Source organism: Streptomonospora alba (assembly GCF_000826685.1).
GTDB classification, from domain to species: Bacteria; Actinomycetota; Actinomycetes; order Streptosporangiales; family Streptosporangiaceae; genus Streptomonospora; species Streptomonospora alba.
The window spans coordinates 24,715-35,889 of the sequence record NZ_JROO01000035.1 but is presented as its reverse complement, the minus strand read 5'-3'; the positions used below and the strand labels follow the sequence as shown (position 1 = coordinate 35,889).

Annotated in this window: 11 protein-coding genes; 4 read left to right on the top strand and 7 right to left on the bottom strand. The window is 73.2% G+C overall.

Translation table 11 applies throughout. The features are described 5' to 3' along the window. Positions 1 to 116: 116 nt before the first annotated feature. Positions 117 to 938, bottom strand: coding sequence for an LLM class F420-dependent oxidoreductase (locus LP52_RS18400; protein WP_238580980.1), 822 nt, complete (start codon positions 936 to 938; stop codon positions 117 to 119). Between the two features lie 246 nt (positions 939 to 1,184). Here LP52_RS18400 and LP52_RS18395 point away from each other — a divergent pair, with 246 nt between their 5' ends. From LP52_RS18395 to LP52_RS18380, 4 genes are all read left to right on the top strand, one after another. Then, entirely contained in the window at positions 1,185 to 1,550 is a 366-nt protein-coding gene (locus tag LP52_RS18395) for a hypothetical protein (RefSeq protein WP_040275303.1), read from the top strand. After that, positions 1,543 to 1,959: a hypothetical protein gene (locus LP52_RS18390; protein ID WP_040275301.1), complete on the top strand. Its 417-nt coding sequence runs from the start codon at positions 1,543 to 1,545 to the stop codon at positions 1,957 to 1,959. The genes LP52_RS18395 and LP52_RS18390 overlap by 8 nt, the downstream gene beginning before the upstream one ends. Positions 1,960 to 1,988: 29 nt before the next feature. After that, positions 1,989 to 2,855 carry a sulfurtransferase gene (locus tag LP52_RS18385; RefSeq protein ID WP_040275299.1) on the top strand — a complete coding sequence of 289 codons (867 nt, stop codon included), beginning with the start codon at positions 1,989 to 1,991 and terminating at the stop codon, positions 2,853 to 2,855. A gap of 322 nt (positions 2,856 to 3,177) precedes the next feature. After that, complete coding sequence (locus tag LP52_RS18380) at positions 3,178 to 5,064, top strand: trypsin-like peptidase domain-containing protein (protein ID WP_040275298.1); 1,887 nt, start codon at positions 3,178 to 3,180, stop codon at positions 5,062 to 5,064. 143 nt (positions 5,065 to 5,207) lie between these two features. Here the strand turns inward: LP52_RS18380 and LP52_RS18375 are convergent, their stop codons facing one another. The 6 genes from LP52_RS18375 to LP52_RS18350 form a co-directional block, all read right to left on the bottom strand. Next, the gene (locus LP52_RS18375) at positions 5,208 to 6,290 is read right to left on the bottom strand and encodes a DMT family transporter (protein WP_238580979.1); all 1,083 of its coding nucleotides are present in this window, start codon (positions 6,288 to 6,290) and stop codon (positions 5,208 to 5,210) included. 536 nt (positions 6,291 to 6,826) lie between these two features. After that, positions 6,827 to 8,260: a sensor histidine kinase gene (locus tag LP52_RS18370; protein ID WP_040275296.1), complete on the bottom strand. Its 1,434-nt coding sequence runs from the start codon at positions 8,258 to 8,260 to the stop codon at positions 6,827 to 6,829. Positions 8,261 to 8,267: 7 nt separating this feature from the next. Next, positions 8,268 to 8,975, bottom strand: a complete 708-nt coding sequence (locus LP52_RS18365) for a response regulator transcription factor (RefSeq protein WP_040275295.1) — start codon at positions 8,973 to 8,975, stop codon at positions 8,268 to 8,270. 125 nt (positions 8,976 to 9,100) lie between these two features. Further along, positions 9,101 to 9,679 (bottom strand): hypothetical protein, encoded by a 579-nt coding sequence (locus LP52_RS18360; protein ID WP_052810010.1) that lies wholly within the window; start codon positions 9,677 to 9,679, stop codon positions 9,101 to 9,103. 59 nt (positions 9,680 to 9,738) lie between these two features. Continuing rightward, positions 9,739 to 9,927, bottom strand: coding sequence for a hypothetical protein (locus LP52_RS27425; RefSeq protein WP_040275293.1), 189 nt, complete (start codon positions 9,925 to 9,927; stop codon positions 9,739 to 9,741). Positions 9,928 to 10,042: 115 nt separating this feature from the next. Further along, positions 10,043 to 11,068: a bifunctional helix-turn-helix transcriptional regulator/GNAT family N-acetyltransferase gene (locus tag LP52_RS18350; protein ID WP_040275323.1), complete on the bottom strand. Its 1,026-nt coding sequence runs from the start codon at positions 11,066 to 11,068 to the stop codon at positions 10,043 to 10,045. Between the last annotated feature and the right edge of the window lie 107 nt (positions 11,069 to 11,175).

Genomic DNA, 11,175 nt, shown 5'->3' with positions numbered 1-11,175 from the left:
CGCCCGCGCACCGGCCCGAAGCCCGGGCGGTTCGGACGCGGGCCCGCCTTCGGGGACGGACCCGCGGCACCGACGACTCGGCTGCGCCCTGTCCTTGCGGCCGGGGCGGCAGCGCCTCAGCGGATGAGCTCGGCCAGCCGGTCCAGCTGCGGCAGCACCGTGTCGCGCCCGGCGGAGTCGACGCCGAAGAAGACCCGGCCCACGCCCGCCTCGGCGTAAGCGTCGATGGTCTTCTCGTCGGGAACCGCGTAGTACAGCGACACCGGAATGGTGCCGCGCCCGGCGTCGGCCGCCAACTGCTGCAGGCGCGTCACGCGCTCGCCGAACTCGCCGACGTTGTCGAGCGTGATGCCCTGGGGCATCCATTCGTCGCCGAAGTCGACGACCCGCTCCTCCACGGTGGGCCCGTTGCCGCCGACGATCACCGGCGGGTGCGGCTTCTGAGCGGGCTTGGGCCAGGCCCAGCTCTTCTCGAAGTCGACGAAGTCGCCGTGGAACTCCGCCTCGTCCTCGGTCCACAGCCGCTTCATGGCCTTGACGTTCTCGGCCATGCGCCGCATCCGCGTGCGCGCGTCGGTGCCGTGGTCGGCCATCTCCTCGCGGTTCCAGCCCGCCCCGACGCCGAACAGGAACCGGCCGCCGGAGAGGAAGTCCAGGCTGGCGACCTCCTTGGCGGTGTGGATCGGGTCGCGCTGGGCCACCAGGCACACGCCGGTGCCGATCCGCAGGGTCGAGGTGGCCGAGGCCGCCGCGGTCAGGGCCACGAACGGGTCGAAGGTGTGCACATACATCCGCGGCAGTTCTCCACCGCCGGGGTAGGGGGACTTGCGGCTGACCGGGATGTGGCTGTGCTCGGGCAGCACAAGCGCCTCGAAGCCGCGGTCCTCGACCTCGCTGGCGAGGGTCGCCGGATCGATGGCGTCGTGGGTCGGAAACATGAGAACGCCGTACTTCACTTCAGCTCCCTATCTCAGGTGTGCGCGCCTCCACAGTCCTTCAGCTGCCCCGGTGCCCTTTCGATTCCACTCACCCGGAGGCGCGGATCCGCGGGAGCCTCCCCGGGCGGATCCCGATTACCGGCGCGCGGCAGTCGGTACTACAGTCTGTCGTAGACATCGCCCCCGGTGCGCATCGGCGCGCGGCAGGCGCCGGGGCGCACCGCTGCAATCCGGGTGGAGGCAATCGTGGTCGAAGCGCTGACCACCACCATCCAGGCCGCGTCGCTGATCCTGGCCGGGTGGTGCCTGGTCTCGACGTTCCGGGACCAGCCCATGGTCGTACCCCACCTGGTGGCCGCGGGTGTGCTGTGGCTGCTGGTGATCGCCCAGGCGGTGGTGTCGGGGGTGCCGATGGCCCGAGGGGAGGGCCCCGCCGAGACGCTGATCTTCATCAGTTACCTGGCGACCGTGGTGCTCATCCCGCCCGCCTGCGCGGTGTGGGGATTCATCGAGCGCAGCCGCTGGGGCCCCGCCGTGATCGCCTTCGCCTGCCTGATCCTGCCCGTGATGATGGTCCGCCTCGAACAGATCTGGGACCCCGCCGTTGTCTGACTCCGCGGGCCGCAGCGGTCCCGGCCGCGTCCTCGTCGCCGTCTATGCGATCTTCGCCGTCGGCGCGGCCTCCCGTGCCGCCGTGCAGATCCTCACCCGCTTCGAGGAGGCCCCGCTGGCCTATGTGCTCTCGGCGGTGGCCGCGGCCGTCTACATCGTCGCCACGATCGGCCTGATCGGCGGCGGCCGCACCCCGATGCGCGTGGCAGCGGTCTCGTGCACGATCGAGTTGCTCGGCGTCGTGGTGGTCGGTGCGGTCAGCCTGCTGTATCCGTCGGCATTCCCCGACGACACGGTGTGGTCGCGCTTCGGCAGCGGCTACCTCTTCATCCCGCTGGTGCTGCCGGTGCTGGGACTGTGGTGGGTGCGCCGTGTCACCCGCTCCCGCGCGTCGGCCGACCCCGTCTGATCCCCGCTGCGCCCGGGTAGCTTGCATCCATGGCATCAGAACCGAACCCGTCCGATCCGCCGGTCGTCGTTTCGCCGCAATGGGCGGCGGCGCACCGGGACGAGGTGCTGCTCGCCGACGTCCGCTGGTATCTCGACGGAAGGTCCGGCCGCGCCGCCTTCCGGGAAGGGCACCCGCCCGGTGCCGTCTTCGTGGACGTCGACACCGACCTGGCCGGGCCCGCCACGGGAACCGGCGGCCGCCACCCGCTGCCCGACCCGCGGGACTTCGCCGAATCCATGGCCGCCCTGGGCATCGGCGACGGCACACCGGTGGTCGCCTACGACGACAGCGGCGGCTCCACCGCGGCGCGGCTGGTGTGGATGCTGCGCGTCCTGGGCTCGCCCGCCGCGCTGCTCGACGGCGGGATCGGCGCCTGGCCCGGCCCGCTGGAGACCGGCGAGGACCGACCGGTGCACCGCCGGCGCACTCCTGCCGCCTGGCCCGCCGACCGTGTCGCCGACACCGTCGGCGTGAGCGCGGACACCGGCGATCCGCGCCGGCTGCTGCTCGACGCCCGCGCCCGCGAGCGCTACACCGGAGCGGAGCCCGCACCGGTCGACCCGCGCCCGGGCCACATCCCCGGCGCGCAAAGCGCCGCCTGGCCGGGCAACCTGACCGAGGACGGGCGCATGGCCCCGCCCGAGCGGCTGCGCGAGCGCTTCCGCGCGCTGGGAGCCGACTCCGCCGAGACCATCACCGCTTACTGCGGCTCGGGCGTCACCGCCTGCCACGACCTGCTCGCTCTCGAACACGCCGGATACACCGGCGCCCGCCTGTACCCCGGGTCGTGGAGCGCGTGGGGAGCCGACAGCGGACTGCCGGCGGAGACGGGGGAGGGCGAGGGGCCCGCGTGAAAACCGCGTGGCCGAGGAACCCAGGGTCAGTGGGCGGCCACGCGGCTGATCAGAGGCACAGTGGAAGGGACCGGCGGCGAGATTCCGGCGAGGGCACTGCCACGTTCCATCGTGGGGCATATTTCGGCCTATGCAGTGCACGACGCGCCGATGTCGCCTCACGGCGGCGAACGGGTAGCGGAACCCTGCGACGCGACCGTAGCCGTGGGCCCGGGCGGAGACGCGAACCGGAACTCGAAACGCGGGCTAGGCGCCGTCTCACCGCCTTCTAACCTCAGCCTCCGATCGTTGTCGGTAACAGGTCGAGTATCCGGAGGAGCGAATGAGTGCCAGCGACCCCAACCAGGGCTTCCCTACCGGGGACCGGGACGGCCGTGACCGTCCGGCGGAGCCGGCCGACGCGTCCGCGGACACGGTCGGGTCCGGCGCCGACCCCGCGTCCTCGGCCGAGTCCGCCGCCAGTGCGCCGCAGCCCGAGGCCGGAACCGGCGGCGGCACCGAGCCGTCCCGGGAAGCCGAGGAGTCCGGCGCCGCCACGGGGGACGCTCCGGCAGGCCGCGGCCCCGAGTCCACCGGCCCGTGGCGGTCCGCGGTAGCCAACCGCCCGCCGCGCGCCGGCGCGTCGGACGCGGCCGGCGAGCAGGCGGCGCCCCACGATAATCGGACCGGCGGTCAGCAGGAACCTCCCCAGCACGCCCCCTACGGCGATCCGTCCCAAGCCGCCCGGGAACAGCCGCAGTGGAGCACTCCCCAGGACGCGGGCCGGACGGCCCCGCACGCCCAATACCCGCCGGGCGCCTACGGAGGCGCGCCCGGCGGGCCGGGCGGCCCCGGGCAGGGAAGCCCTTACGCGCCGCCGCACCACCCCGGCGGTTCCGAGGCCGCGGCCTGGTCCGGCGCCGGTGCGGGTGCGGGCGCCGCGAGCCACCCCGGCGGCCCCTACGGCCCCGGACCGGAATCGGGTTCCCACTCCGGCCACCCCGGCAGCGGCGGTTACCCTCCGCCCCCCTACGGCGAGGGCCACCCCGGCGGTCCGCACGGCGATCAACCGGGCAAGCCCTCGTTCTTCCGGCGCAATGCGGTGGTGCTCATCGCCGCCGTGACGGCGCTGGTCACCAGCTTGATCGTGGGCCCGGCCGCGGCCGCGCTCACCGCCTACCTCGTCGACGGCGGCGGCACCTCGGCGCTGAACGACGGCTCCGAGGGATCGGTATCCAGCGGGGACGTCAGCGCCGTGGCCGACAAGGCGCTGCCCAGCGTGGTCTCGATCGAGGCCGGCCAGGGCGCCGGCAGCGGCGTGATCCTCAGTTCCGACGGCAAGATCCTCACCAACGCCCACGTCGTCGCCGCGGCCGAGGGCGACACGGTCAACGTCGCCTTCAAGGACGGCAGCGAGGCCCGGGCGCAGGTCCTCGGCTCGGACCCCGTCTCCGACCTCGCGGTCATCGAGGCCCGGGACAAGAGCGGGCTCACCACCGCGAAGCTCGGCGACTCCGACAAGGTCCAGGTGGGCGCCGACGTCGTCGCGATCGGGTCGCCGCTGGGGTTGCAGGGCACCGTCACCAGCGGCGTGGTCAGCGCCCTGGACCGACCCGTCAACACCGGCGCGAGCGGGCAGCAGGAGCAACCGGAGCAGCAGCCGGACAACCCCTTCGGGATCCCCGAGGAGGAGCAGCCGCAGGAAGAACAGGAACAGGAGCAGCTGCAGACCTCTACGGTCATCAACGCCATCCAGACCGACGCGCCCATCAACCCGGGCAACTCGGGCGGACCGCTGATGAACATGAGCGGCGAGGTGGTCGGCATCAACACCGCGATCGCCTCGACGAGCGCCATGGGCCAGGCGGGCTCGATCGGGCTCGGGTTCTCCATCCCGATCAACCAGGCCAAGCCCATCGCCCAGCAGCTCATCGAGAACGGTGAGGCCGACTACGCGGCCATCGAGGCCACGATCACCCAGAGCAACGAGGAAGGCTCCAGGATCGTCGAGACCACCGACGGAGGCGCCGCCGCTCAGGCGGGCCTGGAGCGCGGAGACCGGATCACCCACGTCAACGGCGAGGAAGTCGAGGAGCCCAACGCCCTCATCGCAGCGATCCGCTCCCACCAGCCCGGGGACACGATCACGATCGGCTACGTCCGCGACGGCGAGGAGAACGAGACCGAGGTGACGCTCTCGGCCCAGTCCTCCGACAGCCTCAACGGCTGATCGCCACGGGGGAGCGGGCATCGCCCCCCGCGATCCGGGGACGGGGAGTGCGAAAGGGCCCGGCGCGACCACCGCGCGCCGGGCCCTTCGGCTGGGGCGGAGGCCGGCCCGCTCTCAGCCACACGGCGGAGGCCGTCCGTCGCTCACTCCACCGCCGGACGCGCCGACAGACCGCGGTGGCGGCCGTGGGTCGTCCGGTGAGTCTGCGCTCCTGCGCTGTCGGCCGCGGTCCTGGGCGCGCTCGGGTCGGCCGTGCGGCCCTCGTGTCCGCCCGCGTCGGTCTTCGCGCCACGCGCTCGATCGGTGGGCCCGGCCGCCCGTTCCGCGCGTAGCCGGTCCGGTTCGGCCGGCGCGGACCTGCCGGTGCGGGCCGCGTTCTGGGCGGGAGAGGGGGGCGCGGGGCGGCTGGCGCGGGCCAGCGTGACCACGCCTATCGCGAGCAGCACCGCGGCACCGGCCGCGACCGAGCCGTCGACCGGCCCCGCCGGAATCCGCTCGTCGAAGAAGGTCACCCCGATCACCGCGGCCGAGAGCGGGTCGCTGATCAGCAGCGTCGCGTACGCCAGCGCGAAGTGCCCGCTGCGGTAGGCGTTCTGCACGATGACGGCGCCGGTCAGGCCGATGGCCAGCGCCACCGCGGTCAGCGGCTGGAGGACGGCGAGCAGGTCGGTGACGGCGGCCGAGCCGATGACGCGCGCGAACGCCGAGGTCGCCCCGTAGGCGACGCCGCCGGCCAGCGCCAGGATCCAGGCCCGCGAGACCGCTCCGGTGAAGCGGGCGGCGGCGACGCAGACCAGCAGCACGACGGCGCAGCCCGTCGGCATGAGGAGGGTTTCGGCCCGGGTGGGTTCCGGAGCGCCCGCGTGGGCGGGAAGGGTGGCCAGCAGTCCCGCCAGCGCAAGCGTCACCGTGAGGGAGCCGACGACCTGCGCCCTCGTCAGCCGCTGCCGACGGAAGAACGCGGAGAGCATCACAGCGAACAGCAGCCCGCTCACTCCGATGGGCTGGATGATGATGAGCGGCGCGCCGGTCAGGGCCAGCATGTGCGCCACGACGCCTGCGGCGGTCAGCACGGTGCCCAGGCACCAGCCGCGGCTGCGCAGCAGGAACGACAGCAGCCGCAGCTGGCCCAGTCGGGGCGCGCGGACGACCGACCGCTCCTGGAAGGCGGCCCCCGCCGCGACGGCGAACGCACCCGCGATGGCGATGACCACTGGCAACGTCATGTGCTCCTGCGCCCTCCTTGTGCGTCTCACCCGCTGTGGCGGATGCGGCGGTCCGTCGGTCTGGTCGCGGATCCTGTCGCGGACCCGGCGGCGGGGGCGTCGGCGAACGGGAGCGGAGTCGGGGTCGGGTCCGTGGCGGCCCGCAGCCGGGGCGCCGGTTTTCGGGCACGCCCAGACACCCCGCCCGAGTGTGCCAGGGCACACCGGCGGGGGATGATCCGACGACGGTCCCGATACCGCGGCGCGAGGGGCCGTTGAAGGGGGTCTGCGCCGCCGGTGCCCCACTCGGTACCCGGGCCCGTCCCGTTGTCCTGGGGATTCTGCAGGGTATCGGATTAAGATCCGATAAACGCAGGCGCGGGCGCCGTCCGCGAACGCGCTCGGCGGGCCGCTCCACCGGCCGACCGGCGCCTCATCGGGGCCGCACCCGGGGCGTGGATCCGGAGGGGCGTGGTGCGCCGAAGCGCTGTCCGGAACTCGAAGAACCCCCCGGAAGCGCCGAAGGGATGCGCGTGGTCGCCGGCGGGTTCCTCGGCCTACTCGGCCCGGGGCGGAAGCCAGAACCCCACGACCGCGCCGCCGCCGGGCCGGTTGGCGGCCAGCACGTGGCCGCCGTGGGCGGAGACGATGTCGTGCACCATCGACAGGCCCAGCCCGGATCCGGGCATACTGCGTGCCGAGGTCGAGCGGTAGAAGCGCTCGAAGATGTGATCCAGCTCCTGATCCTCGATCCCGGGACCGCGGTCGCGGACCTCCACCCGGCCTTCGCGCACCACGATCCCGATGGGCTCCGCGCCGTCCGGGTCGAACTTCGCGGCGTTCTCCACCGGATTGGACAGGGCCCGCTCCACAGCCGCCGGCCTGCCGTGGACCACGGTGTCGTCGGCGTCCACGGAGACCTCGCGCCCGGTGCGGCGGCGGGTGCGGTCGGCCACGCGCTCGGCCAGTTCGCGCAGTTCCAGATCGGCGGGCTGCTCGTCCTCGCGGCTCTCCGTGGCCAACTGCACCAGCTCGTCGACCAGACCGGTCAGCTCCCGCGTCTCGCCCTGCAGATCGTCGACGAGCTGCTTGCGGCCCTCCGGCGGCAGCTGGTCGAAGCGCTTCATCACGCTCACGTTGGTACGCAGGCTCGTCAGCGGGGTGCGCAGCTCGTGCGAGGCGTTCTGCACCAGCCGCCGCTGCTCCTCCTTGGACGACGCCAGTCGGGCGAGCATCGCGCTGAAGGCGTTGCCCAGCCGGCCGACCTCGTCGCCTGTGGTCCGGCCCTCCGCCGCGCCGCCGGGCACCGGGTAGTCCAGCCGCCCGGTGGAGCTCACGTACTCGGCCGCCTCGGTCAGCCGCACCAGGCGCCCCGTGACGCGCCGTCCGATCAACCACCCGGCCACGCCCGCGCCGATGAGCACCGCCACGCCGACACCCAGCATCTGCGTGGCGAGCCGGCTCAGCATCTGCTCAGTGGGGGAGAGCCGCTGCCCGATCTGGATCGCGCCGCTGCCGCCGCCCAGGGAGACGCTCGCGATGCGGTAGTCCTCGCCGTGGGCGCTGTCCTCGCGGGTGTGGACGACGCCGGGCTCCTGCTCCGCCGCGATCCTGTGGTCCTCGTCGTTGACGGGCAGGAAGCGCACCTGCTCCTTGTCGCGCACCTGCACCTGCACCCCGCCGTCGGGGGTGATCAGCTGGAAGGTGAAGGACTGCGAGTGCAGCACCGCCAGTGCACCCTCGCCGGCGAGCGGATCCATGCTCGGGCCGCGCAGGTTGCGGGAGAGGTTCTCAACGGTGGTGTCGAACTCGGTCTGTGCGTCGGTGCGGATCAGAAACGCGGCGGTGTTGTAGGCCAGCGAGCCCACCAGCGCGATCACCACCGCCGCCACCAGCGCGAACGACACCGCGAAGCGGGTGCCCAGGCGCCAGTCGCGCATCGGCGTGATGTGCGCCCTCAGCCGGCCCTCTGCGCTGCGGATGCTGTGCATCTGCGGATCACCCCGCCTCCTGCGGCCGGATCGTGTAGCCCACGCCCCGCACGGTGTGGATCAGCGGCGGCGTGCCCTCCGGCTCCAGTTTGCGGCGCAGGTAGCTGATGTAGACCGCGAGGTTCTTGGATTCGGGGCCGAAGTCGTAGCCCCAGATGCGGTCGTAGATGGTCGGGTGGTCCAGCACGATCCCCGCGTTGCGCATGAGCAGCTCCAGCAGGTCGAACTCGGTCTTGGACAGCTCGACCTCTGCGCCGCCACGCCACACCCGGCGCGACCCCGGGTCCAGGCGCAGGTCGCCGACCTTGATCAGCGGTTCGGCGACACCGTTCTCGTCGGTGGGCTCCGCGCGGCGCAGCAGCGCCCGCAGCCGCGCCAGCAACTCCTCCAGCTCGAAGGGCTTGGGCAGGTAGTCGTCGGCCCCGGCGTCCAGCCCGGCCACCCGGTCGGAGGTCTCCACCCGCGCCGTCAGCATCAGGATCGGGGTGCGGTCGCCCTCCTTGCGCAGCACCCGGCACACGCCCAGACCGTCGACGCCGGGCATCATCACGTCCAGCACCAGCAGGTCCACCGGCTCGCTGTGCACCGCCGCCAGCGTCTCCACGCCGTCGCCCGCCGTCCGTACCGCGTAGCCCTCCAGCTGCAGGGCCCGCTCCAGGGAGTCGCGGATGGCGCGGTCGTCGTCGGCGATCAGGACGCTGCTGGCTCGGGTCATACGGTCAATGGTGGCGCATGCGGGTTAGGCACCGGTAAGAGGAACACGAGGTCGCGGTGGGTGGGCTCGGGCGCGAATCGCGTCGGCGGCGTACCCGGGCACGGCAGGCCCGCGGCCCGGCGGAGTCAGGCCCGGCGGGTCGCGACCCACATCGCCGCCGTGGCGGCGACTCCGCAGACGAGCAGCGTCACGCCGGACAGTACGCCGCTGACGACGGGCACCCACGGTGTCAGCGAGAGCGCCGCCAGCGCGAAACCGGCGACGCCCAGGGCGGTGAGCACCGCGCCGGGAACGGCGACACTCGGCGCCTTCCAGACCGCGACGAGGGCGACGAAGTGCAGCCCGACGACGACGGCGATCCAGGCGACGTTGGTCTCCGGGGGAGCGCCGAACACGCGTATGGCACGGAATCCGCCGATGAGCAGCACGCCCTCGGTGAATACGACCCCCGCAAACCCCCGCTTGAACATGCCCCGCCACCGCCCGGCCGCGTTCCGTGCGGCCGGCGGCCGACTCCGGGAGTCGGCCGCCGCGTCACCGCGGGAGGCCGCCAGGCCCAGCAGCACGGTCGCCGCGAGGGCGGCCGCCGCCGCGACGCGCGCGGCCAGGGTCACGTCCGGGGGCATCGGGGCGCCGGAGTTGGCGAAGACGAACACCGCCCCGAACGCGGAGCCGATCAGCACGCCCAGGAAGCGCTGGTTCATCGTCGGTGCACGCCGCCTTTCGGATGTGCGGATGGAAGGACGCGGATACGGGCAGGGGGCTACCCGCCGCCCCCGGAGTCGCCGCCACGGCCGCCCTTGCGCTTGGAGGCGTCCAGGGCGACGCCGAAGACGATTCCGATGGCGATGCCGGCGCCGATGTTGTCCATGCCGACCCCGATGGCGACCCCCATCGCCAGGCCGAGGGGGAGCCCGATCAGGCGGGATGCTCCGGATGCCGTCCTGCTCATCGGGTCGGACCTCCGATCGCGCGGTGCCGTTCGAGCGGGAAGCCCGACGGGACGACTCCGACGCGCGCCGCCGCCTGCGGGTTCCCGCCCTGGTGCGTCCCCGCTGGAGGGCGGCTCACAGTTCCCGCTCCCAGACCTGGGCCGTGAGGTCGCGACCGAAGACCCGTTCGGGCTGCGAGGAGGCCAGGCGGAAGCCGCTGCCCTCGTAGACGCGGCGCGCGGCCGCGAGTACGGAGTAGGTGGACAGCACCATGCGCCGGTAGCCCGATGAGCGGGCGAAATCCAGGCATCGCCGCATCAGCAGCGACCCGACGCCGTGTCCGCGTGCGGTCGGCTCCACGAGGAACAGGCGCAACCGCGCGGTCTGCTCGTCCTCCCGCGTGCACGCGACGCAGCCGGCGCGCAGGCCGTCCAGCTCGGCGATCCACAGGCGCTGCGCCGACGGGTCGGACGCCTGCGCGTAGTCGGCGATCAGGCGCGCGACCCAGGCCTCGAAGGAGGTGTCCCAGCCGTACTCGTCTGCGTAGAGGGCGCCGTGGCGTTCGACGACCCAGCCCAGGTCGCCGGGGCGGGGCTCGCGCAGCACGGCCTCGGAGTACGACGGCGGGGAGGTGACCGGAGCCGCCCCGTCGTGCCCTTGGGTCGGTTCGGCCGCCGCGGCGTGATGGTCGGCGCCGTGACGCGGGCGGGGCTCGCCGAACAGCCGCCGCACGGTGCCCATCGCCTCGATGAGCCGCTCCCGGTCGCCCTCCGGCAGGTGCGACACCAGCCCGACGACCTGCTCGTTCGCGCGGTCGTCCAAGGTCTCGGCCGCTTCCTTGCCCTCCTCGGTCAGCTCTACGACCTGCCTGCGCCGGTCCGCTGAGGACGGTGAGCGCGCGACGAGGCCGTTGCGCTGCAGCCGGGTCAGCACGCGGCTGAGTTGGCCGGCGTCCATGTCCAGGTCGCGGCGCAGGTCGAGGGCTTCGACGCGGGAGCGGTGCCGCAGTTCGTAGAGGATGCGCACCTCGGTCAGCGACCACGGGGAGTCGAGCATGCCGGGTTTGACCACCCCGACGCGGTGTGTGTAGAAGCGGTTGAACGCGCGGATCGCCGAGACGTCCTCAAGCGGGACGTCGGCACCGGTTTCGGACGTGCTCATGGTGGTCCCCACGGGTGGCCCGCTCCGGCCGCGGCCCCGGGCTGCCGGAGCAGGTATGTTTGACTCTGGCAAACAATTTAGCGCACCGATCGGCCGTGGGAAAGCCG

What these genes read in the sequence shown, in the direction of transcription:
- LP52_RS18400 (WP_238580980.1), bottom strand. Translation starts at nt 938, where the DNA reads ATGTTTCCGACCCACGACGCCATCGATCCGGCGACCCTCGCCAGCGAG.
- LP52_RS18385 (WP_040275299.1), top strand. Translation starts at nt 1,989, where the DNA reads ATGGCATCAGAACCGAACCCGTCCGATCCGCCGGTCGTCGTTTCGCCG.
- LP52_RS18380 (WP_040275298.1), top strand. Translation starts at nt 3,178, where the DNA reads ATGAGTGCCAGCGACCCCAACCAGGGCTTCCCTACCGGGGACCGGGAC.
- LP52_RS18375 (WP_238580979.1), bottom strand. Translation starts at nt 6,290, where the DNA reads ATGACGTTGCCAGTGGTCATCGCCATCGCGGGTGCGTTCGCCGTCGCG.
- LP52_RS18370 (WP_040275296.1), bottom strand. Translation starts at nt 8,260, where the DNA reads ATGCACAGCATCCGCAGCGCAGAGGGCCGGCTGAGGGCGCACATCACG.
- LP52_RS18365 (WP_040275295.1), bottom strand. Translation starts at nt 8,975, where the DNA reads ATGACCCGAGCCAGCAGCGTCCTGATCGCCGACGACGACCGCGCCATC.
- LP52_RS18360 (WP_052810010.1), bottom strand. Translation starts at nt 9,679, where the DNA reads ATGAACCAGCGCTTCCTGGGCGTGCTGATCGGCTCCGCGTTCGGGGCG.
- LP52_RS27425 (WP_040275293.1), bottom strand. Translation starts at nt 9,927, where the DNA reads ATGAGCAGGACGGCATCCGGAGCATCCCGCCTGATCGGGCTCCCCCTC.
- LP52_RS18350 (WP_040275323.1), bottom strand. Translation starts at nt 11,068, where the DNA reads ATGAGCACGTCCGAAACCGGTGCCGACGTCCCGCTTGAGGACGTCTCG.